Source organism: Streptomyces coerulescens, assembly GCF_042657965.1.
GTDB lineage: Bacteria > Actinomycetota > Actinomycetes > Streptomycetales > Streptomycetaceae > Streptomyces > Streptomyces coerulescens.
This window is the reverse complement of sequence record NZ_JBHSKM010000044.1, coordinates 267,954-288,553: the sequence shown is the minus strand read 5'-3', so window position 1 is coordinate 288,553 and position 20,600 is coordinate 267,954. Positions and strand designations below refer to the sequence as shown.

At 70.3% G+C, this 20,600-nt stretch carries 16 protein-coding genes and 1 pseudogene; 6 read left to right on the top strand and 11 right to left on the bottom strand.

What is annotated here, in order from left to right:
- Positions 1 to 227: 227 nt before the first annotated feature.
- From ACFPQ9_RS38670 to ACFPQ9_RS38645, 6 genes are all read right to left on the bottom strand, one after another.
- On the bottom strand, positions 228 to 1,463 hold the full coding sequence (locus ACFPQ9_RS38670) for a PP2C family protein-serine/threonine phosphatase (RefSeq protein ID WP_380863843.1): 1,236 nt from the start codon (positions 1,461 to 1,463) through the stop codon (positions 228 to 230).
- Positions 1,464 to 1,921: 458 nt separating this feature from the next.
- Positions 1,922 to 3,889 (bottom strand): DUF8189 domain-containing protein, encoded by a 1,968-nt coding sequence (locus tag ACFPQ9_RS38665; RefSeq protein ID WP_380863840.1) that lies wholly within the window; start codon positions 3,887 to 3,889, stop codon positions 1,922 to 1,924.
- A gap of 32 nt (positions 3,890 to 3,921) precedes the next feature.
- A complete protein-coding gene (locus ACFPQ9_RS38660; protein WP_380863837.1) occupies positions 3,922 to 6,018 on the bottom strand; it encodes a glycosyltransferase family 4 protein in 2,097 nt (698 codons plus the stop codon).
- Entirely contained in the window at positions 6,015 to 7,772 is a 1,758-nt protein-coding gene (locus tag ACFPQ9_RS38655; RefSeq protein ID WP_417804980.1) for a stealth family protein, read from the bottom strand. Before ACFPQ9_RS38655 ends, ACFPQ9_RS38660 begins: the two co-directional genes overlap by 4 nt.
- Before the next feature lie 2 nt (positions 7,773 to 7,774).
- Complete coding sequence (locus ACFPQ9_RS38650; RefSeq protein ID WP_380863831.1) at positions 7,775 to 9,391, bottom strand: sugar phosphotransferase; 1,617 nt, start codon at positions 9,389 to 9,391, stop codon at positions 7,775 to 7,777.
- A 15-nt stretch (positions 9,392 to 9,406) separates the two neighbouring features.
- Positions 9,407 to 11,002 carry a stealth family protein gene (locus ACFPQ9_RS38645; RefSeq protein ID WP_380863829.1) on the bottom strand — a complete coding sequence of 532 codons (1,596 nt, stop codon included), beginning with the start codon at positions 11,000 to 11,002 and terminating at the stop codon, positions 9,407 to 9,409.
- A gap of 305 nt (positions 11,003 to 11,307) precedes the next feature.
- On the opposite strand from ACFPQ9_RS38645, the gene ACFPQ9_RS38640 reads away from it, so the two are divergent.
- Positions 11,308 to 12,408, top strand: a complete 1,101-nt coding sequence (locus ACFPQ9_RS38640; protein WP_380863826.1) for an LCP family protein — start codon at positions 11,308 to 11,310, stop codon at positions 12,406 to 12,408.
- Between the two features lies 1 nt (position 12,409).
- Here ACFPQ9_RS38640 and ACFPQ9_RS38635 read toward each other — a convergent pair whose 3' ends face one another.
- Positions 12,410 to 13,531, bottom strand: coding sequence for a PLL family lectin (locus tag ACFPQ9_RS38635; RefSeq protein ID WP_380863824.1), 1,122 nt, complete (start codon positions 13,529 to 13,531; stop codon positions 12,410 to 12,412).
- A gap of 429 nt (positions 13,532 to 13,960) precedes the next feature.
- Between ACFPQ9_RS38635 and ACFPQ9_RS38630 the strand changes: the two genes are divergently transcribed.
- Entirely contained in the window at positions 13,961 to 14,110 is a 150-nt protein-coding gene (locus ACFPQ9_RS38630) for a hypothetical protein (protein ID WP_380863822.1), read from the top strand.
- Positions 14,111 to 14,190: 80 nt separating this feature from the next.
- Here the strand turns inward: ACFPQ9_RS38630 and ACFPQ9_RS38625 are convergent, their stop codons facing one another.
- Together ACFPQ9_RS38625 and ACFPQ9_RS38620 are read right to left on the bottom strand one after the other, a co-directional pair.
- Positions 14,191 to 14,355: a hypothetical protein gene (locus ACFPQ9_RS38625; protein WP_380864428.1), complete on the bottom strand. Its 165-nt coding sequence runs from the start codon at positions 14,353 to 14,355 to the stop codon at positions 14,191 to 14,193.
- An 11-nt stretch (positions 14,356 to 14,366) separates the two neighbouring features.
- A pseudogene (locus ACFPQ9_RS38620) lies at positions 14,367 to 14,931 on the bottom strand (transposase family protein); the annotation flags it as partial.
- A 105-nt stretch (positions 14,932 to 15,036) separates the two neighbouring features.
- On the opposite strand from ACFPQ9_RS38620, the gene ACFPQ9_RS38615 reads away from it, so the two are divergent.
- Positions 15,037 to 15,237: a type II toxin-antitoxin system VapB family antitoxin gene (locus ACFPQ9_RS38615; protein ID WP_190204072.1), complete on the top strand. Its 201-nt coding sequence runs from the start codon at positions 15,037 to 15,039 to the stop codon at positions 15,235 to 15,237.
- Positions 15,238 to 15,337: 100 nt separating this feature from the next.
- Here ACFPQ9_RS38615 and ACFPQ9_RS38610 read toward each other — a convergent pair whose 3' ends face one another.
- Positions 15,338 to 16,060 (bottom strand): SDR family NAD(P)-dependent oxidoreductase, encoded by a 723-nt coding sequence (locus ACFPQ9_RS38610; RefSeq protein ID WP_380863818.1) that lies wholly within the window; start codon positions 16,058 to 16,060, stop codon positions 15,338 to 15,340.
- A gap of 707 nt (positions 16,061 to 16,767) precedes the next feature.
- Here ACFPQ9_RS38610 and ACFPQ9_RS38605 point away from each other — a divergent pair.
- From ACFPQ9_RS38605 to ACFPQ9_RS38595, 3 genes are all read left to right on the top strand, one after another.
- Positions 16,768 to 17,805 (top strand): zinc-binding dehydrogenase, encoded by a 1,038-nt coding sequence (locus ACFPQ9_RS38605; RefSeq protein WP_380863815.1) that lies wholly within the window; start codon positions 16,768 to 16,770, stop codon positions 17,803 to 17,805.
- 56 nt (positions 17,806 to 17,861) lie between these two features.
- Positions 17,862 to 18,317, top strand: coding sequence for a MarR family winged helix-turn-helix transcriptional regulator (locus ACFPQ9_RS38600; protein WP_380863812.1), 456 nt, complete (start codon positions 17,862 to 17,864; stop codon positions 18,315 to 18,317).
- A 689-nt stretch (positions 18,318 to 19,006) separates the two neighbouring features.
- Entirely contained in the window at positions 19,007 to 19,420 is a 414-nt protein-coding gene (locus ACFPQ9_RS38595) for a hypothetical protein (RefSeq protein WP_380863809.1), read from the top strand.
- Positions 19,421 to 19,526: 106 nt separating this feature from the next.
- Here ACFPQ9_RS38595 and ACFPQ9_RS38590 read toward each other — a convergent pair whose 3' ends face one another.
- Positions 19,527 to 20,528, bottom strand: a complete 1,002-nt coding sequence (locus ACFPQ9_RS38590; RefSeq protein WP_380863807.1) for a TIGR00341 family protein — start codon at positions 20,526 to 20,528, stop codon at positions 19,527 to 19,529.
- Positions 20,529 to 20,600: the final 72 nt, after the last annotated feature.

The window sequence follows — 20,600 nt, the reverse complement described above, 5'->3', positions numbered from 1 at the left end:
CGAAGACCAGTCGTACATCTGGCCTCTTTTGCTGAGCACCTGCCAGAAGGACCTGCCTCGTTGTACGCGGTGCCGCTCGCCGACAAGGGAGACTGGGACGATCGCGCTTGAACCGCTGGCGGCAGCAAGGCTTCTTGGTATGCCGGCGGCCATCGGGTTCACCGCATCTTGCTCCCCCCTGGTCACCGAGGGGCCGGGTGGGAACATGAAACGGGACAGGACACTGGTCACAGGCGAACGACGACGAGGGCGATGTCGTCCCGGCTGCCGCCGGTGACGCCCAAGTGGGACAGCAGCGCGTCGGCGAGTTCTTCTACCGGCAGGGTGCTGTGCTGGGCGAGGGAATCGGTCAACCGGGCCAGGCCCGTATCGATGTCTTCGTTACGGCGTTCAATAAGCCCGTCGGTATAGAGCACGAGGGTGTCCCCCCGGGTGTAGGACAGTCCTGCCTGCGGGCGGGGGACGTGGTCCGGTCGAGCCCCCAGCGGTGGGTCGGTTGCCTGGTCCAGCAGCTCGCAACTGCCGTCTGGATGGAGCAACACCGGCGGTGGATGACCGGCGTTGCTGTAGATGATCAGGCGGCTGCGCGGGTCGATGAGCACTTTTGCGACGGTGGTGGCCAGTGCGCCGTCGACCGCCCGCGCATACAGGCCCAGCACCTCCAGGGCTTGTGCGGGGCTGGGAACGGCCCGGATGGCGGCGCTCAGAGCGCTGCGCAGCATGCCCATGACGGCGGCGGCCTGCAGACCGTGACCAACGACGTCTCCAACGGCGATGGAGAAGCGGTCGGGTGGTAGATCGACCACGTCGTACCAGTCGCCGCACACGTTGAGTGATCCAAGGGCAGGCAGGTAGCGGACGGCGATGTCCCGGTGTCTGTCCAGGTCGGGCGAGCGGAGCATGACCTCCTGAAGGGTGAGGACGATTTCACGTTCGCGGATATGTGCCTGGCGCAGCTGATCATTGAGCTGCTCAAGATCACGCGAACGCGCGTACATCTGGGCCGCGATCCCTGCCGACCGCGTGCCCAGCGGCTGGGTGGCCTCACCCATGCCTGGAGAACGCATGAACTCAGTGACGTCCTCGGCCCGTGCGATGATCCATTTCACCGAGCCGTCAGACCTCAGGACGGGGCTGGACATCCCCGACCACCACCGCTCCTCGAGTTCTTCGGGACGGCCGGCGACGGGAAGGTCGAATCGCCGCGGAGCCACGGGATCGGGCTCCCCGGATGCCAGAACGCGCTGCAGCGAAGCAGCGAAGTCCCGCGCCATGTCCTGGGCGGCGGGTGTCTTGGGAAAGGCCTCCAAGACGTGCCGCCCGACCAGCTCCTCGCGGGTCCTGCCGGTGACCTGGAGGTAAGCCCGGTTGGCGTAGCGGATCACCAGGTCGGCGTCCAGCACCACGTACGGGTTCGGCGCGGCGTCGAACAGCTCCTCGAAATCGATCTCCGCTGTCGTCACGCGCGTGCCCTGCCGATCTTTACGAGCGCGACCGCCTTCATCTCCAACCTACGAGGTATCTGCCAGGTGCGCCCGTCGGAGGCGTGCGAGGGGGGGGCGTGGCGGTGGCGCATGTCGTTGGACCGGTGCGCTGAGCGCGAGGTGGCTTATGAAGCAGGGTGTGGTGGGTGAAGGCTGGGCACTGTCCGGTGGACCAGTAACGGTCTCGGCAGCGCTCGAAGGCTGCGAGGACTGCTGGCTTTCGGCGTAGATCCACAGCTGCGTGACCCCGGTGGGGACAGTCCCATGGACGTCGCGGAGCACTACGCCCATGGGCCCGGGAAGAAGCTGCTCCAAGAGCACATCAAGCGGCGTGCCGGCGGTCGTCCCTGTTGGAGCCTTGGCGGCAGGCTCGACCTACAGCTGTCTCGACGACGCGTTGGCTGACCAGCACTTGCAAGGGCTCCTACCAGGAGTTTCTAGGGCCGCCACGGCCCCAGCGGGCTGCCCACTGAGGGGGACAGCTGGCGGCGGACGTGCAGTTTGCCGTCCGTGCCGATGACGGCCACGACGACGGCGCCCGTCGCGTCGTATGCCATGGCCGGTGCCTGCGCGAACATCTCGCCCGACTCCTGCCAGCGGGTGCCGGCCACGTTCTTGTCCCGGTCGGGCAGGGAGGTGACGAGCCGGCCGCGGCGGCCGCGGTGGGCCAGGAATGCCTCGCGAGCGCCGCGTTCGGGGGCCCACAGCGCCGCCACCGCACCGGTGCCGCCGTGGCCGCCGAGCCCCGCGCCGGAGCCGGGCCAGCGGCCGTCGGCGTGCTGGCGGTAGGCCATCACCTGCTGGGTGCCCGCCTCGCGGAAGTAGAGGCAGGTGCGGCCGTCGCCGGAGTCCACGGCGGTGATCCCGCCGGTGGCCGGCCGGCCCGTCTGCAGGGTGTCGTCCAGGAGGAACGGGCCGCCGGGTTCCGTCTGGTGCCAGCGCCAGACCGAGTTCTTGCCCGGCACGTACAGCTCCACGGTGCCGCGCGCGGTGGCAAGGGCCGTGCCGGCGTCCTGGACGAAGCTGCCACCGAGGTCCTCCCAGGGCAGCCAGGTACCGTCGGGCTCGCGACGCCGGCAGCTGATGCCCTGGTCGAAGTTGCGGATGAAGACATACAGCCGGCCGGTCGCGTCCACCGCTGTCGAGGGCACGCCCGCCTCGCGCTGCCGGCGTCCGTCGCCGTGCGCCCAGTCGGGGTTCTGCAGGGTCTGCCAGCCGCTGAAGCCGTTGCCGCCCGGGTCCTGCACGGTGTGCACGACGTCGACGGTGGCCCCGCCGCCGACGACGTTCTGGCGGCGCAGGCCGATCAGTTCGGCCGGGCCGCCGGGCAGGCCGGCGACGGCGAGTGTGGGAGCGATCCAGCCGTCACCGAGCGCGAAGGGGCCCTTCCACTCGCCGCTCGCCGGGCCGGTCTCCGTCCAGAAGGCGAGCCGTCCGGCCAGTACACCGAAGGCGTTGAGCCGTCCGCCCGGCCCGAGGCGCAGCCAGTTCGTGGTCGGCGAGTAGCGGTACGCGGCGCTCATCATGTGCGTGCTGCGGTACGGGTCGGTCCCCAACTGGCGGTCGCCACAGGTCCGGCAGGTGCCGTGCGGGCAGACCGTGGGTGCGTCGAGGCCGCCGTAGGTCGCCAGGTACTCGGCCTTCTCCGTGATCGCGGCCGAGTCGAGGTTGTAGCCCCAGAAGCGGTTGGCGTAGGCGCGGTAGTGCTCGACGACCGGATTGTGGCCGGCCTCCCGGTGCCGGGCGAGGGCCGCGAGCGCGAACTGTGTGGTCGTCGTGTGGTCGACGTGGTCGGAGCAGACGAACTCCGCGCGGCCGCCGTCGTGTTCGGGGTCGGGGTCCATGGTGCGCACCGCGGTGGGCCGGACATGGCCGAGAAGGGCGGTGAGACCGTCGATCACCTGCTCGCGGGAGACGTGCTGGACCTCGCCGACGGTGCAGCCGTGCACCGGCAGCGTGGCCTGGGTGCGCAGGGCTCCCTCCCACAGGTCGTGCAGGCGGGTGCGGACGCCCCGCTCGGTGGGCGCCCCCATGTGCAGTTGGAGGAAGTACAGGCACACCTCGTCGTGGCCGACGAGGGTGAATCGCTCCGCGGCGAACCCGGGGACCAGGTCGACGGGTTCGCGTCGCCAGGGGTGGTTGCGGTCGCCGGTGGTCATACGGGCGTAGGCGGAGCGCAGCCCGCAGCCGCGCTCGGTGCTGTAGCGGGCGAAGTCCGGTGCGACGGCGGCGCGTTGGGGCTCGCCGGTGTCGACGTTGACGCCGTCGCCCTCGCCCGCGGTGACGATCACCGTGGCGATGCGGTCGCCGTCCTGCAGGGAGCGCACCAGATCGGGGTTCATGAAGTACAGGTCGTCGTCCTGGTGGGCGACGATGTGCAGGATGGAGCGGGTGGATTCGGTCATCGGCCCTCCTCGGCCGTCGGGGTGGGCAGGGTTCATCGGTCGACCACGTTCATGGCCATGGCGCCCGAGGCGGAGCAGTAGGGCCGCACCCACACGGGGCGGGCAGGGTGGACCACGGCGTACGGCGAGGCCTCGTCTCCGACCAGGGGGACGGAGGGGTGGACGTAGGCGCCCTTGACGTCGGGGAAGTCCTCCAGGAGATGGCAGACGCGCACCTTGCGCCGGTCGAACGGGTCGGGCTGGAGCCACCAGTCCCAGTCCTCCCAGCGCTCGAGACGGTGGTCGACGACATGCCGCAGCGGTGCCTCGGCGCGGAACGCCTGGCGGCCGAGGACCTCGACGGGCACGGAGAAGGTACGGCCGTGGCGGCCGCGGCGGCTGACGATGAACAGCGCGCCGGGCTCGATGCGTCGTCCGCCGGTCAGTACGCCCCGCACGGTGATGCCTCCGTCGGCGGATTCGACGTGCGTGCACTCGGCGTGTTCGTCGCGTACGACGGTGCGCAGCATCAGTCGGCCATTGGGTTGGGCGTAGGGCAGGTTCCAGCCGATCGGGCCGGCCGGGGGGCGGGCGATCAGCCGGGCGCGGGCGTCGACGAGGGCGCGGGTGTCGCGGACGCCGGCCTTCATGTGGACGGCAGAGGACTTGGGGGCGCTCATGGTCACCTGCCAGCGTCCGTCGCCGAGTTCGTCGAGGGCGGAGGGGGCGACGACGGCGGTGTAGCGGGTGCCTCCGTTGTCCAGGTCCTTGCGGGAGGTGCGCAGGGGCAGGTCAGGGCGGCGGTCGCCGTCCGCGGGCTTGTGGCGCAGCACGAACTGCCAGCGGCGGCGGCCCTCTTCGGGCCCGTCGGCCGACAGCCGCAGCCAGCCCGCGTCGTCGGTGACGACGTCCACGGTGGCCGCGCCGAGGGAGACGGGCGGCACGGTGAGCCGGACCGGGCCGCTCCTGTGGGCTGCGGCCGGGGTGCGGTAGCCGCGCTGGGCGGTGGCGCGGCGGCGGGCGGCGTCCTCGAACAGTTTCACGTAGCGGTCGGCGACGGCCGCGGGGTCGTAGCGAGCGGCGTTGCGCAGTGCGGCGGCGCCCATGGTGCGGCGCAGCGGTTCGTCGGCCATGAGGCGGCGCAGGCCCCAGGTGATGCCTTCGACCTCGCCGTTGGGCACGAGGAAGCCGTCCTCGCCGTCGCTCAGGATCTCGCGCGGGCCGACGGGACAGTCGGTGGAGACGACGGGCAGGCCGCAGCGCATCGCCTCGACCAGTGTCATGCCGAAGGACTCGGCGCTGGAGGTGACCGCGGCGATGGAGCCCTTGGCCCATTCGGACTCGATGGGCGAGAAGCCGCCCATGAGCAACGCCCTTCCGGTCAGGCCGAGTTCGCTGACCAGGGCGCGCAGCTTGGCGGCCTCGCCGCCGTCGCCGTAGATGCGCAGCTGCCAGTCGGGGAACTCGTCGGCCAGTTGACCGAAGGCGCGGATCAGGAGGTCGTAGCGCTTGATCTCGTGCATGCGGCCGGCGCTGACGACGATCTTGCGTGAGCAGTCGGAGGGTTCGACGGACGGCTCTGGCACGCTGTTGGGGATGCCGACGACTCGGATGCCGGGGATCGGCGTGTTCTCCATGAAGGAGTGGGCGTCGGCCTCGGTGACCGTGGTGATCGCGTCGAGGCGGGGATAGACGCGGGCCATCTCCTCGCGCACCGCGAGCGGGATCGCCAGGTGGGTCATGTGCTCCTGGGCTACGCGCAGGGCGCCGTCGCGGGTGTGGGCGGCGACGAAGAGATTCAGGCTGGGGCGGGTGCCGACGACCACGTCGGCGGTGGTCCTCTGGAGTTCGCGGATGATGCGGTCGTCGGTGAAGCGGCTGTACTGGGCGTAGAACTCCTCCTGGCGCGGCACGACTTCGCTGGGTTCGTCGCTGCCGGCGGCGTTCTTGTCGGCGGAGCCGGGGCGCAGGTCGACCAGTGCGCGGACGGTGACGCGCGGCGAGATCTCGAACTTGGTGGCGCCTGCGCGCCGGAACACGGAGACGATCTCCACGTCATGGTGGACGGACAGTGCCTCGGCGAGGTTGATGACCGTGCGGTTGGTGCCGCCGATGCCGTAGATGTTGTTGATCAGGAAGGAGATCTTCACCGGAGCTCGCCCTCCTTGCGCTCGAAGGGGCTGGGCACCGGGTAGTAGGCGCGCAGGAACGTGCTGAGCATCCGCGTCTGCCGCTCCACGTCGTGGCCGTCGGAGAGGGTGTCGTTGATGCAGAAGGCCTGCCGGTCGCGGCGGGCCAGCAGGATGCCCAGGCGGCGCTGGATCTCGGGCTTGGCGAGGTCGAGGTAGGCGAAGGCGATGTTCGAGGGCACGGCGCGGCCGGTGAAATAGGCGTAATAGTGGTACAGCGAGGACGGGATGGAGATGTCGCTCGCGCTGCGGAAGCGGCTGTGCGAGGTGGCGCGGTGCTCCTCGGCGAACTCGCGCTCGATCTCCGCGAGCACGCTGCGCCGCAACGCGTAGGGGGCGTGCCGGAGCTTTTGCACGATGGCGCTGCCGAAGTGGTCCTGGAGGAGACGGCGGTTGTTCTTGCCGGCCGCGTCGACCGGGCGGTCCACGGGGGTCAGGTCCCAGCGGGGCACCTGGGACGGGGAGAAGAAGGTGCGGGTCATGCCGTTGGAGAGGAAGAAGTCCTGCGGGGTGACGGGGCTGCCGAGGAACATGTCGTCGTTGAAGTAGAGGAAGTGCTCGGACAGGCCCTTGATGTGGTGCAGCCGGCTCTCGATGGCGTGCGAGTTGAAGGTGGGCAGCGCCGCCGGATCGTCGAAGATCTCCGAGTGGTCCACGACCGTGATGCGGTGGTGGCCGTCGTTGAGCCAGGCCGGGCGCTGACGGTCCGTCACCAGGAACACGTGCCGCACCCAGGGGGCGTTCTGCTCCAACGCCCGCAGGGAGTAACGCAGTTCGTCGCGGCTGATGTAGCGGGCCGCGTTCGCGGACTCGGTGTGGTAGCCGCTCTCGCCGTACGCGCCGCGCCGCCGCTGCCATGCGGGGTCACTGCCGTCGACCCAGGTGTAGACGACGTCGATGGGGAAGCGCACGTCCTCGGGCAGCGCGTCGGCGCAGGGCCGGATGGTGCGCACCGAGCGGGTGCGGCGCGTGTGGAGGGCGGCGAAGCCGGTGAGCCGGCTGATGGGCACGGTGACGCGGGGTTCGTCGAGGGCGACGTCCTCGGTGACCCGGTTGGGGCGCGGCGCGTGCAGCCGGCCGTCCTCGGGCCGCCAGAACTCGATGTCGCAGCCGTGCTCCAGGCCGAGCACCAGGGAGCCGGCCGGGTCGCTCCACACCATGCCGACGCGCAGCACGTCCGCCCGCCGGGCCAGCTGCCGGCCGGCCCGCGATCCGGCCAGCACGGCACGGCCCTGCGCGGACTCGCCCCGGCAGGCCCGCAGGTATACGGGGCCGCGCTCGGCGACCCGTTCCAGGACCCGGCCGATCCGCTCACGGTCGGCCGTGGCGACGGCGAGGCAGGAGCGGAATTCGGAGGCGCCGCGCACGGCGAAGTGGTCGACGCCGAGCTCCTCCAGAGCGGTGATGACGAGTTCGAGGTTGGCCTCGCGCAGGCCGAGCGGCGAGACCGTCGGCCGTACGAGCGCGATCCGTGCGCCGTGTCCGGCCAGGGCCGCGAGCCGCTCGCCCGCGCCGAACAGATGCGGCCAGCGGCGGCGGGCCCGCGCACCGCGCACCATACGAGTGCCAAGGTTCAGCGTGTGCAGGCGGCGCAGCAGCTGCTTGAGCGCCATGCGCAGGCGCAGCGGGATGCGGCGCGCGATGCGGCGTCTGAGGCCGGCCGGTACCAGGGTGCGGTAGGCGCCGACCGCGGCGGAGGCCTCGGGGTTGTCCATGCTCACGGCCGGTTGTCCGCCTCGTCGGTGTGGTGGTCGCCCTCGAAGACGCTCGGGACGGGGAAGTAGCGGTGCAGGAAGTCCAGGACGGCCTTGGTGCCGCCGCGGGCGCGTGCCTCGTCGGTGCCGAGTCCGAACAGCTGGATCTGCCGGCTGTCCCGGCGCACCAGGAGCCGCTCCAGCTGATTGCCGATGCCGGGCAGCGCGGCGTGCAGGGCCACGAAGGCCTCTCCGGAGGGGTCGGCCAGACCAGTGGTGTGGCCGAAGTGGTGCACCACGCCGTCCAGCGGCTGCGTGCCGGGGACGATGGGCGAGAGCTGTGCGTCGTCGAGCGGCAGTGGCGTGACGCCGGTCGCGGCGAGCCGGGTGAGCGTCTCGGCGCGGTGCGGCTGGGGGCCGTGCGCATAGCCGTGGGCGGTGACGCGGCCGGTGGCCGTGTACGCGGTCCGGGTCCACGGCGCGAAGGACTCCTGGGCGTTCCAGGGGCCGCGCCGGGGGCGGGTGGCACCGTTCGGGGTGAAGTAGTCGAAGGGGCGCGACGGCCGGCCCAGCAGCGCGCCGGGGCGCAGCAGCAGGAAGTGGTCGGCGAGGTCGGGCAGCTGGTGCAGGTACCACTCGGAGCCGGGCCGGGCGCGTACGACGGTGAGCCGGTCGTCGGCCCTCAGCCAGGCCGGCGGCTCGGCCTCGGCGATCACGTGGACGACGTCCACCCAGGGCGCGTACTGGTGCAGGGAGCGCAGCGCGGCCCGCAGCAGCGCCTCGCCCCACGGCGTGCGGTGCTGCCACAGCAGCACGGCGTCGACCGGGAAGGTGATCTCCTCCAGGCGCAGGACGTCGAAGTCCTCCAGCGTGACGGTCGGCTCCAGGTCGCCGTCGATGTCGCAGTAGCCGGACAGCCGGTCCAGGCCGATCTCGATGCCGGGGGCGTCGCTGGGCACCGCGCGCTGCACACGGTTGGGGCGCGGGCCGATCAGCCGCTCGGTGGGCAGGTCGGTGTTGGTGGTCCAGAACTCGATCTCGATGCCCTGCTCCTCGCCGACCCAGAGGTTCTCGGTCGGGTCGGTGCGCAGCCAGGTCAGCCGGATCACCTTGGCCTTGCCGTAGTGCTTCCAGGCCTTGACATGGCTGCCGGGCAGCGTGCCGGTGTCGTTGCCGGCGGGCGAGACGGAGACGACGTAGCCGGTGTGCTCCTCCAGCAACGCGCGTAGTACGCGGCGGACGGCGCCCTTGTCCTTGTGGTCGACGGCCAGGCAGACGCGCCGGTCGTCCAGCGCGGGAACCGCGAACCAGGGGATCTCGGCCGCGTCCAGGGCCTGGGTGACCAGGTCGTGGTCGAGCCGGCGGGCCAGATCGGCGGTGAGGCCGGTGTGCACATGGCCGACCCGGCCGTCGGGTGCGTGGGTACGGCGCTCCGAGTGGCCGAGGCCCGCCTTGCGCACCCGTCGCAGGGCGCGCCGGTGCAGCCGGGCCTCGCGGCGGCTCAGGGTACGCGCGAGGCGCCGCTTGACCTTGCGCCGTACGCCCGCCGGGACGGTGGTCGCGGCGGCGGAGCGCACGGGCTGGGGGACGAGGCGTTTGTAGACGTTGACCGCGGAGCTCATGGACGTCGGGTCCGACACGTCATGAACTCCGTTTCATCTCTCGTGGGGGCTGGGGGTGGGGAAGTAGGCGTTGAGGAAGCCGTCGAGGAGTTCCTGTTGCGCCTCGATGTCCTCGGGTGTCGAGAACGCGTCGTTGAGACAGAAGGAGTCCTGGTCGCGGCCGTCGAGCAGCCGCTGCAGCCGGTCCGCCAGATCCGGCACCGCCAGCTGGAGGTAGGTGAAGGGCATCGACCCCGGTTGTGCCCTGCCGGTCAGTGCCGCGTAGTAGAGCGCGAAGGACGACGTCGGCGAGAGGTCGGTCATGGCGCGGAAGCGACTGCCGGCCGTACGGGCCCAGGCCTCGGGGAAGTCCCGCTCGGCCTCGTCCATCGCGCTGCGGCGCAGCGCGTACGGGATGTGCTCCATGGGCTGGGTGATCACCCTGCCAAAACGTTTCAGCAACAGGGCTCTGTTGTTCTTGCACGCCGCGTCGACCGGGGTGTCGGTCTCCATGACCGGGCCCTGCGGGATGCGGTTGCGTGACGGGAAATAGCGGGCCGTGCCGCTGGGGGTGAAGAAGGCCTGCGGGGCCACCGGGCGGCCCATGAACATGTCGTCGTTGAAGTACAGGAAGTGCTCGGCCAGGCCCTCGATGTGGTGCAGCTGCGACTCGATGGCGTGCGAGTTGAACACCGGCAGCACCGAGTGGTCGCGGAAGATCTCGCGGTGGGTGGCGATGCGCAGCCCGGGCACGTCCTCGCGCAGCCAGTCCGGTACCTGGTCGTCGGTGACGATGTAGACGTTGCGGATCCAGGGCGCGAACAGATGCAGGGAGCGCACCGAGTAGCGCAGCTCGTCCCGGCTGATGAAGCGGGCGTCGCTGGCGGACTCGGCGTGGTACACCTCGCCCTTCGCCATGGCCTTGCGCTGCTTCCAGGCAGGGTCGTTGCCGTCGACCCAGGTGTAGACGGCGTCGACGGGAAAGGCGATGTCGTCCGCGCAGTTCACCAGGAACTCGGGGCGGGTGGGCAACGCGGGGGCGAGGTGGCCGGGTGTCCAGTCGGAGACGAAACGGCTGAACAGCCGGGCGGCGCCGAGGACGTTCGGGCCGTCGGCGGCGACGGCCCAGGTGGCCCGGTTGGCGCGGGGCGCGACGAGGTAGGCGCCGTCGCGCTGCCAGAACTCGATCGCGCAGCCGTACTCGTGCCCGAGCAGCAGGTGCCGGCCGGGGTCGGTGCGATACCAGCTGATCTGGAGGACCCGTGCGGCGGCGACGTCGCGCCATGCCTTGGGGTCCCGGGACGGGACGGGCTTGGCCGGGCGGGGCGCGTCGGGGTCGATCACGCTCAGGTGTCCCGGGTACTGGCTCAGTCCGCGGAAGACCACGCCCAGCACCCGCTCCCGGTCCTCCTCCGCCACCGCGACGACCGTGCCGTGGTCGGCGGTGCCGCGGACGGCGAAGTGCGGGACGCCGGCTGTATCGAGCAGCGCGGTGAGGGCGGAGCGGTTGGCCTCCCGTGCGGACAGCGGGGTCAGGCCGGGTTCGACGTAGACGTCCGCGTGCTCGGCGCCGGCCTTGGGCGCGGTCCGATCCGCGGAGTGCCGCGTGGTGCCGCCTGGAGCGGTCCGGCCGGCGGCCACGCCCTGCATCCTTCCGACAGCACGATCCGATACGGCCGTCACGCCCCTCGCCCCCCACGGGCTGACGCACGCACCAGCACAGCCACTCCACCGCCCATTTAATTTTGAACTTAACCTTCACAGGACCGGCACATCATCAGCAAGCGCATACCGGCCTGTCAACGGCATTCGGGCATGACAGATGACACATACAACCATTAACGCCTAATGAACGTCTGATGACCGGTGGACGACTGTCCATCACCGCAGACAGGCCCGGCTCTCCCCCCACTCGTGCCGCGCGCCACCTGTTCGAGGAGAGAGGACCGACGCACATGACGCACGCCCTGACGGAGCGGGGCCACGGGGACTCCCGGCGCGCACCGTCGCGCCGGCGGGCCAAGCCACCCCGGCGGCGCCGCCGGGTCTGGCGGTGGCTCGCCCTGAGTCTCGTCCTGCTGGTACTGGCCGCCGGGGGCGTCGGCTACTGGCTCTACAGCGACCTGAACGGCAACATCAAGGGTGTCGACCTGGACAAGGCGATCGGTGACGACCGTCCCGAGAAGCTGCCCACGACCGGACAGAACCTGCTGGTCCTCGGCTCGGACTCACGCTCCGGCGCCAACGCCTCGCTGAACACGGGCAAGGTCTCCGGGGCGCGCTCCGACACCGCACTGGTGATCCACATACCCGAGGGCCGCAGCGAGGCGGTCGCCGTCAGCATTCCGCGCGACACGCTGGTGACGCGCCCCGAGTGCACGGCGAAGGACGGCTCCACGCTCCCGTCGGCGAAGCGGGTCATGTTCAACTCGGTCTACTCGCTCGCCGGTCCCGCCTGTGTAGTGAACACGGTCGAGCAGATGTCGGGCGTCCGGATGGACCACTTCATGGAGATCGACTTCGCGGGCTTCAAAGGGCTGGTGGACGCGATCGGCGGGGTCAGCGTCACCGTCGACCAGGACATCCACGACAAGTCCAGCGGCTTGGACCTGACCGCCGGCCCCCATCGGCTCGACGGCACGCAGGCACTTCAGTTCGTGCGCACGCGGCACGGCGTCGGGGACGGCAGCGACCTCGGGCGCATCGGTCTCCAGCAGCAGTTCATGATCGCCCTGCTGAGCGAGATCAAGAAGCAGGACCTGCTCGGCAGCCCCACCAAAGCCTTCAGGATCGCCGACAGCCTCACCGAGTCCCTCACCACCGACTCGGGCCTCGCCTCGCTCACCGCGCTCGCCGAGTTCGCCCGCAGCATGAACGGCATCGACCCCGCCACCATGGAGACGATCATGCTCCCGGTGCGGTACGACACGCAGGACCCGAACCGCGTGGTCGCCGCCGAGCCCCAGGCGGGCCGGCTGTGGCAGGCCCTGCGCAAGGATCAGGAGATCCCCGAGTCGGCGAAGAAGTCACCGGCGACGGGCGGTTCGACGTCCTGACTCAGACCCGGACCGAGGGGGCCAGGGACAGACCTTGGCCCCCGGTCTGGCGGGCGATGTGCAGGGCGCCGTCCTGCGCGACGGTGGCGAGGACGACACGGCCGTGGGCGTCCAGCGCCAGGGCGGGGGCGCCGACGGAGTGCTCGCCGGTGGGGGACCACCACAGGCCCGCCTGTTCGTTCTCCGTGCCGCAGACGGCCAGCGCGATCTGGCCGTCGAGGCCGCGAAGGGCCAGCACGGTGCAGTCGTAACCGTCGAGGGCGGCCCGCAGCAGCGCGGGGGGCTCTGCGGCCGGGGCGCCCCCGAGCGGGATCAGCCACCCGCCCGGTCGGTGGGCGACCAGCTGGCCCGTTCCCTGGTCGGCCCAGTAGTACGTCGCCCGGTCCGGCGCCGTCTCCAGCGCCGCAGCCGTACCCGGCGTCACCCGCAGCGCGATGTTCGGCTCCTGCCGAAACGTTCCGTCAGCGTCGGCCTGCCGCCACCACATGGCGTCCTGCCCGCCGCCCGCCAGCACCTCGATACGCCCGGAGGCATGGGCCACGGCAGCGAGCCCGTCCTGCACCCCGCTGCCCTTGAGGTCCTCCCACGCCTCCCACTTCCCGGTCGGCCCCTCCCGGCGCAGCATCAGCCCGCGCCCCGCGTTGCGCACGAGGACATGCACCCGCCCCGACGCGCTCACCGCCGCCACCGGCACGCCGAACCGGGCCGCCTTCTCCCGGTCCTTGTGCGGATTGCCCAGCGACCGCCACTCGGTGACCGGCCGGCCCGTCTGGTACTGGATGGCGTGCACGATGTCCACGGCGGGTGGCCCATCGCCCTTGCGCACCTCACGCCGGCCCACGAAGTGGACGTAGGTGTCCGCCCCCTGGGACACAGAGAGATGGGTCAGGTCAGGCACCGGGATGAGCTCGGGTCCTGTCCAGTCCGGGCCGCCCGGCCGGGTCTCGGTCCAGCGAAGCAGCCCGCCGCCGGCACGGGCGTACGCGGTCAGCCGGCCGTCCTTGCCCCGCACCAGCCAGTGGCCGGCCACGGTCGACTGCGCCGCATGCCGCACGGACCCCTGAGTGATGACGACCCGGTCGGCCGCTCTGCGTCGGGCGCCGCGCCCCGATCCGGTCCGCATGACGTGCCCCGCCCCTTCTCTGCCGCCCGGCGCGGCTGACCTGCCGATTCCCGAGCACCTGTCACACGGGGAAGCCGAGCGCGCCCCATCATAAGTCGAACGCTCAACGAACACGGTGTGACGGATACGTGTATACCCGCCGTCCGCCCTGCCAGGTCTCCAGCTGCGCCGTGCAACGGCCCGGGTCCGAAGCGACCAGGGCCCCGAAAGGGACTCGGCCTCACCCGGCGCGGCCCTCGCCAGGGAGTACGCCCTGCTGCCGGTCAAGGGCGGGCCCGCCTCGTAGTGCGGCCTTCGTGCCGGGGCCGGGGTGGCGCTGCTGTCCTTGGCCCGGCGCCTCGCCTAGCGGCCGGGCGCGGGCCGCGTCGCGGTCCGTTCAGCGAGGTGTGCGGCCGGTCGGCTATCTCCGGCATGCACAACCAGGAGTCCATGGGCAACCACTTCGTGACGTTCATGAGGGACATGCGGATCATGGCCAAGGATGCGAACTGGCTGGGCACGCGGATGGATGACGGCGGCACTGGTACGTACGGCATCGGCGGCGGTCAGCCGGTGATCTGCAAGTTGGCTGCGCAGTAACACCCCTGCCCTCAAAGGCATTGGCCCCCACCCGGCGCTCAGGGCGGGGGCCGGTCCGGTCTCATGCGCGCGGCAATCGGTCAGGCCGGGGCGATGAGGACACCGGGAAGGTCACCGGCCTGCACGGCGTCTTGGTCGACGGCCACGCCCGTGTATGCGCCCACGGCGGTGAACACCAGCTCCCGCAGGTGCTCGCCATGCTTCTCGAAGTACGCGACGACTTCGGCTTCACTGGCCGCAGCCAAGTCAGGGCCCTGAAGCCACCGTCCGCGATGACCGTGGTCTTGCCGACGGCGTCTTTCGCGCCGGACAGCTCCCACGCCTTGCAGCCGTTGCGGTTGCCGGGCACGGGCCGGCCGACGGTGACGACGAGCCGGGCGTCGGCGTTGATGACGACTTGATGGTTGGTTGAGTACCGATAGCTTGATGGTTGGTTGACGCCGATAGTTCTTCGACTGCTCGGCGACGGTGTGGTCAGGCGTGGGCACCAGGGTGCCGTCCACGATCAGCACGGTGTCCCTGCGGAACCGGCTTGCGGGGTTGTAGTGCCAGTAACGGCCCAAGGTGGTCGACGACGCGGTCTGCGGCCGACTTCGAGATGCCGAACAGCGGGGCCGGCCGCCGCAGGGTGATGTGTGTGCGCCTGTACGCGGCGACCAGCAGAACCCTGACGTCCATCGGCAGGCTCCATGGCCGACCCTTGCGGACCGGATCCGCGCTTTCACGCCGCCGGGCGGTGATCAGCCGGTCGAACTGACGCGGGCTCAACCCGGTGAACGGGCTATCCAGGACGGCTCCGACGCCGTGATCACACCAGCCACAGCAAGATCATCTCACTCTGGACCGTCTCCTGAGATCGCATCTTCAGCGCACGCTACGCAACCGTGGGGAGCTAGAGTGCGCGTGCGACGCGATGAGGGGGCACGATGGCCAAGGTCAATATCAGTCTCGACGCCGAACTCGTAGTGGAAGTGATGGTCCTGGCCGGCATCGGCTCGCCCCAGGACGCGATCGAGGCGATCGTGCGGGACTACATCGCCCGTGGCCACCGCACAGAGGCCCGCACCGAGCTCAAGGACCAAAATCTGCGCGAGCTCGACGTCAAGCCGCAGGAGCCGCAAGGCTGAGCCCGCTGCCGCGTGCCGCCGCTCAAACCAGGCGACTCATCCAAAGGTTCGTCGGCGTGTTCGTCGGCACAGACGGCGAACGGCAGTTGCGGGACACCCTTTAGTCGGCCACGAGGCCGCCGGTGAGGTTGAGCTCCGAGGCTGTCATTGTTCGGGCCCAGTCGGATGCGGCGAAGACCGCGGCGTTGGCGACATCGTCGTAGTTCGGGCGCTTGGTCAGCAGCGCTCCTTCGGCGGCTCGGTTCTCTTCACCCGGCGAAGGAGAGCCGGGGGAGAGCAGCCAGGCGACGCGCACGCCCTTCGGGCCGAGCTCTGATGCGAGCTGCCGGCATACACCGGCAAGGGCGGACCAGGCGATGTGTGAACCGCCCAGGTTGGGGATGGTCTCGCGCCCGCCGCCCATGACCAGAATGACGCCGCTGCCCCTTCGGACCATGTGCCGTGCCGCTGCCGTAGCTGTGGTGAGGGTGGTCGTCACCGCCTTCGTGACCGGGCGGAGCACATCCGCCGCGGCCATGTCGAGGAGCGGGATCCCTTGCAGGTCGTCGTTGGAGGTGGCGTTGAAGCAGATATCGATTCCTTGGCTCTGTGCGGCCACCGTGTCGGCGTGGCGATCAACGGCGTCGCGGTCCGTCGCATCCAGCTCAGCGACATGTGCAGCTCCAGCGTCGTCCCGGATGCGCCGCGCGACGTCTTCGAGCGGCGAAACCGTCCTGCCGGTGAGATGGACAACGGCGCCCTCCCGCGCGAAGCCGCGGGCGACCGCTGCCCCCACCGCTCCAGAACCGCCATGGACGATCGCCGTCCTGTCAGCGAGCAACATGACTCTCTCCTCGTAACGGAGGCACTCACCATGCAGACCCGAGCGAGGAGGAAAACTCATCGCACGACTGCCCCCGGCTCAACCAGTCGAGTTCAGCCCAGTGCACATGGCAGGCATCTTCCTCCGCCCCACGCCTTGATCCAAACGAAACGCCCTGGGTGTGTTGTCCGGAGAGGTTGGTGACGCGGCGGCTTGGGGTTCGGCTGCTGCTTCCGGTATGGGTCGAGCGGCCGTGTCCGGGTGCCACCGCCGGAGGCAGCGGGTCCTCCCTGCGGGCATCCCCGCGGCGTGCCGGGCCGGTTTGCGAGACCGGCGAGTGGGGCGGTGGCCGGTCGAGGACCCCTAGGACTTCACGGTCCGCTGCATGTCGGTCTCCTGGCGGCTGATCGCCCTGGGCGTCACGGCTGGGTCCGTCTCAGGTTCCATCCGGAGCGGGCCCGGCCGTCGCAGGCGACGGCTACGTACCCAGCGAACCCGACGTACGGTCATCCCGCCGTGCTGCACGTGGGTGTACCACCACCGGTGGCCGGTGCGGATGGACAAGGTCCGGCACACGGCACCGAGGGTGCGGGTGCCCTGTGCTTCCTGGTCCCCGCGAGTGGGTGTGGCGGGCTCACCAGGGAGATTGAGTGTCGTGCGATTGAGTGTTGTGTAATCGAATGACGTAACACTTATTTGCGTCCTCAATCGACGGCAAGAGGAGTCCCATGTCCACGACGACACAGACTTTGCAGGGCCACGCCTGGGTGGTGGAGGAGTTCGGCGCGCCCGACGCCATGCGCTGGACGAAGGCCACGACCCCTGCCCCGCCCGCGGGTCACGCCCGACTCCGGGTCGTGGCCGCCGGTGTCGGCTTCACCGACCTCATGGCCCGGCAGGGTGAGTACCTGCTCCAGCGAAGGACCCCGTTCACTCCGGGATACGAACTGGTCGCGGAGGTCGTCGACCAGGGACGCCCGGACGGAGGGCCGGCTGTACCTCCTGTGGGCACCCTCGTCGCCGTCGCGCTGGCGGGAATGGCCGCGTACACCGAACACCTGAACCTCCCGGCGTGGCAGCTCGTACCCCTGCCGCAAGGACTGGACCCGGTGACCGCGGCGGCGGTGCCGCTGGACTACCTCACCGCGCTCAGTCTGTTGGACACCCACGGCCGGGTTCGCCGCGGCGACACCGTGCTGATTCAGGGTGCGTCCGGTGGTGTCGGCCAGGCGGTCGCGCAACTGGGCCGTCTCGCGGGCCTGCGGATGTACGGAACCGCGTCCGCGTCCGGCGCCGCGCGGCTGGCTTCTCAGGGGGTCACGCACATCGACTACCGCAGTCAGGATTTCGAGAGCGTGGTGCGCGAGGCCGAACCGCACGGCATTCAGTCCGTGTTCGACCACATCGGCGGTGCGAACCTCCGCAAGGGCTACCGGCTGCTGGCCCCCGGCGGCACCCTGGTGAGTTACGCATTCACCGGACGCCCAGGCCGGATGATGCGCGACACCGTGCTCGGTGCAGCCCGCGTGAAGGCGATGAACCTCCGCCCGGGCCGTCGCGCGGCGCTGTGCATGGTGCCCCGCGAGCTGAAGAGCGACCACTCCTGGTACCGCACCGCTCTGGCCCGCGTGCTGACCATGGTCCGCGACGGCGAACTGGCCCCGACTGTTGCCGCCGTCCGCCCCCTGCGCGAAGCCGCTGATGTCCACCGGGCGCTGGAGCGGGGGGAGTTCTCCGGCAAGGTCGTTCTGACTTCGGGGCGCTAGACTGTTACAGGTCATCCAATGACATGACACGTGACGTGGTGAGGAGCCGACTGGCCATGAGGCCCGCCGAGGAGATCCGGTACCTGGTCCTTGCGGCCCAGCGCGAGGGCAACCGTCGGCTGGCCCAAGAGCTGCGGCCGTTGGGCCTCACCCCGTCCCAGGCCGAGGTCCTGCGTCTCCTCGCCGAGCGCCAACCGCTGGCGCTGAATGCGCTCGGCGGCCTCCTCGTCTGTGAGTCGGGCAGCAACCCCAGCCGCCTCGTGGACCGTCTGGTCGCGGCCGGCCTGGTCCACCGGGCCGAAGCCGCGGAGGACCGGCGCCGCGTAGAACTGACCCTGACCCCCAAGGGCTCGCAGGCCGCCTCGCAGGTGGTGGATGTGGAGGACCGCCTCTACGACCGTATCGATGCGGTCGCGGCCTCCCATGACGGTCGCGCGGTACGCGACTTCCTCCGCGCTCTGGTCGATGGTGAACCCTCAGGCCTGGCCCTGGCCCGCAGGGCGACCTCATAGGCCCACAGCTTGGCCTGGACCGTAGCCGACTCTGAGTCCCGCCAAGCGGTCGACCGCACGAATGAAATAGCGCGCGCCACCCCGGTTTTGCCCACAGGATCGAACGGGTCTGGCAGGAGGTCGGGCACGTACACCGCCAGAGCCATTGGCGCTCCACTTGCCCGACCGCCGCCACCCCTGGGGGAAACGCATATCAGTAGGGGGGAGGCTATGACCAGGGGCTTCGCTGCCGGGGACTGTGGGCCGACCCAACTCGCCGAACCCCTCACCTGAGCGCCTGCTTGTGGCCGCCTTTACGTCGTCGTCCCAGCGAAGCAGGTGTCCCCGCAGCTCTGGCTGCTCGACATCCAAGTCGATCAGCACAAGCCGAGCCTCATCACTCAGCCCGCTCTCACTTCGATGGTGATGGCACGGCGGAACGGCTGGGCAACCACGATTTCACCCTCGCTCCGTCGGCGCTGTAGCCACGAGATCCGTTGGATCCTCACCGTAGTCCCAAGGCGCTCCCCGAGCTTGGAAAGTCCCAAGGCGCCCCCCGAGCTTGGAAGCGAACGCCGCTACAAACGGGCTGACCGCGGCCGCGATCAGCACCGTCTCGTAAGCGGTGCCGTCGATGCTGATACGGACGCCGGATTGCGTCCTTGATGCCCACGACCCAAGCCTTGATGCCCACCACGCAAGTAGCCGAGATGGCGACGGCAATGAGGGCAGCCACGGCGACCAGTCGAGCCACGACGGCGTACGGGCGCTCGCCGCGGTCGCCCTCTTCACTGCCCGCCGGCGCCTTTCTGGCCGGCCCGTCCCGGATCGCCGTTCTCACGCGCACGGGCTGCCGGAGAGGCATCGGTGGTCTGCGCGAGGTGGCGACATCGGCGGGACTTCGTCTCGGTGCGGTCGGACGGTTCGTCCATCGCTTCAAGCACTGGGTCGGGGCGGCCATCCTGGTGATCGCGGCCGTCGTCCTGTTCACCTGGGACTACCCGACCACGGCGGTCGTGGTGTGGACCGCCGTGATCACGCTGATGGGCTTCGCGATCGGTGAATTCCTGGATGCTCCCTCATCACCGCCCGCCGACTCACGGACTGAAGCCGCCGCACCTTGACGCCTGTCTCCCGCCGGTTCGTGCGCCCGCTCGGTGAGGCCCGCCTCCCCCGAAGCCAGGAGCCCCTGAGCGGCAGCTCCTGGAGGCAAGACACGGGATGCGATGCTCAGCCGCCGACCTCTCCTGCGTCGATGCGCCGACCACGCGTGGCATCCACCACGACGGGGATGCCGTCCGGGATCCGCCCTTCGAGCCGCTCGAGCAGCGACTGCACCGGCGGCAGTTCTTCGGGGGCACGAACGTGGATGTACATGGTCCGGGAATTGGCGTCGACACTCGTGACGGACGCGTCCGGCTCGTCGGCCAGCCACTGATCCGCCGCTTCCTTGGTCCGGCCGGTCCACGCGTTGAGCAGCAACGTGGCCACGGTGTTGGCCGTCAACGGAGCGAGTACGACGACGAACAGCAGGGCCATCGCTGCATATGCCCCGCGGGCGGGGCGCCCGGCTGCCTTGTCGGCCTCCGTGCCGTAACCGAGCGAGGCGAAGACCACCATGCCGGCGAAGACCAGGGCGAAGAGGTTCGACACGAACAGCGCCAACGCGCCCAGCGCCAGCCACCCTGACAGCTTTCCCAGGCACACCCCTGCCACCACCAGCGGCGGGACAAGAGAGATGGCGATGGCAACGCCGGGCAGCACAGCGGCCACGTCCCTGCGGGCCAGCGCCACCGCGCCGGCCAAGCCGGTCGCCAGGGCGGCGATCAGGTCCATCAGGCCCGGCGACGTCCGCGACGAGATCTGACTGTTGGACAGCAGGTCGTAGCTGCTGGGCAGAGCCAACGACATGACCATCCCGACCGCGATCACCAGCAGGCACGCGAGGAGGACGACCGTGGCCGATCCGGTGCGGCGGCGCTGCACCGACCCGAGGGCGATGCCCATGATCGGTGTGGAGAGCGGCGCGATGATCATGGCGCCGATCACAGTCGCCGTCGAGTCCGTGAGCACCCCGCCGGCCGCGATGATCGACGACAGCGTCAGCATCGTCCAGAAGGCCGAGCGCTTGGACGTGGTGTCCCCGGAGGACAGGATCAGATCCTGCGTCAGCTCGTCCAGCGAGCGGCGCTGGGAAGCCGGCAGGACGCGGGCACGAACCTTGCTGATCATGCCTCCCAAACAACCACGATCACCGCGGTTGGGACGGACAGGACACGGGCACACGACGTCCGGCTCCTGCCC

What these genes read in the sequence shown, in the direction of transcription:
- ACFPQ9_RS38665 (WP_380863840.1), bottom strand. Translation starts at nt 3,889, where the DNA reads ATGACCGAATCCACCCGCTCCATCCTGCACATCGTCGCCCACCAGGAC.
- ACFPQ9_RS38655 (WP_417804980.1), bottom strand. Translation starts at nt 7,772, where the DNA reads ATGGACAACCCCGAGGCCTCCGCCGCGGTCGGCGCCTACCGCACCCTG.
- ACFPQ9_RS38645 (WP_380863829.1), bottom strand. Translation starts at nt 11,002, where the DNA reads ATGCAGGGCGTGGCCGCCGGCCGGACCGCTCCAGGCGGCACCACGCGG.
- ACFPQ9_RS38640 (WP_380863826.1), top strand. Translation starts at nt 11,308, where the DNA reads ATGACGCACGCCCTGACGGAGCGGGGCCACGGGGACTCCCGGCGCGCA.
- ACFPQ9_RS38635 (WP_380863824.1), bottom strand. Translation starts at nt 13,531, where the DNA reads ATGCGGACCGGATCGGGGCGCGGCGCCCGACGCAGAGCGGCCGACCGG.
- ACFPQ9_RS38630 (WP_380863822.1), top strand. Translation starts at nt 13,961, where the DNA reads ATGGGCAACCACTTCGTGACGTTCATGAGGGACATGCGGATCATGGCC.
- ACFPQ9_RS38615 (WP_190204072.1), top strand. Translation starts at nt 15,037, where the DNA reads ATGGCCAAGGTCAATATCAGTCTCGACGCCGAACTCGTAGTGGAAGTG.
- ACFPQ9_RS38610 (WP_380863818.1), bottom strand. Translation starts at nt 16,060, where the DNA reads ATGTTGCTCGCTGACAGGACGGCGATCGTCCATGGCGGTTCTGGAGCG.
- ACFPQ9_RS38605 (WP_380863815.1), top strand. Translation starts at nt 16,768, where the DNA reads ATGTCCACGACGACACAGACTTTGCAGGGCCACGCCTGGGTGGTGGAG.
- ACFPQ9_RS38600 (WP_380863812.1), top strand. Translation starts at nt 17,862, where the DNA reads ATGAGGCCCGCCGAGGAGATCCGGTACCTGGTCCTTGCGGCCCAGCGC.
- ACFPQ9_RS38595 (WP_380863809.1), top strand. Translation starts at nt 19,007, where the DNA reads ATGGCGACGGCAATGAGGGCAGCCACGGCGACCAGTCGAGCCACGACG.
- ACFPQ9_RS38590 (WP_380863807.1), bottom strand. Translation starts at nt 20,528, where the DNA reads ATGATCAGCAAGGTTCGTGCCCGCGTCCTGCCGGCTTCCCAGCGCCGC.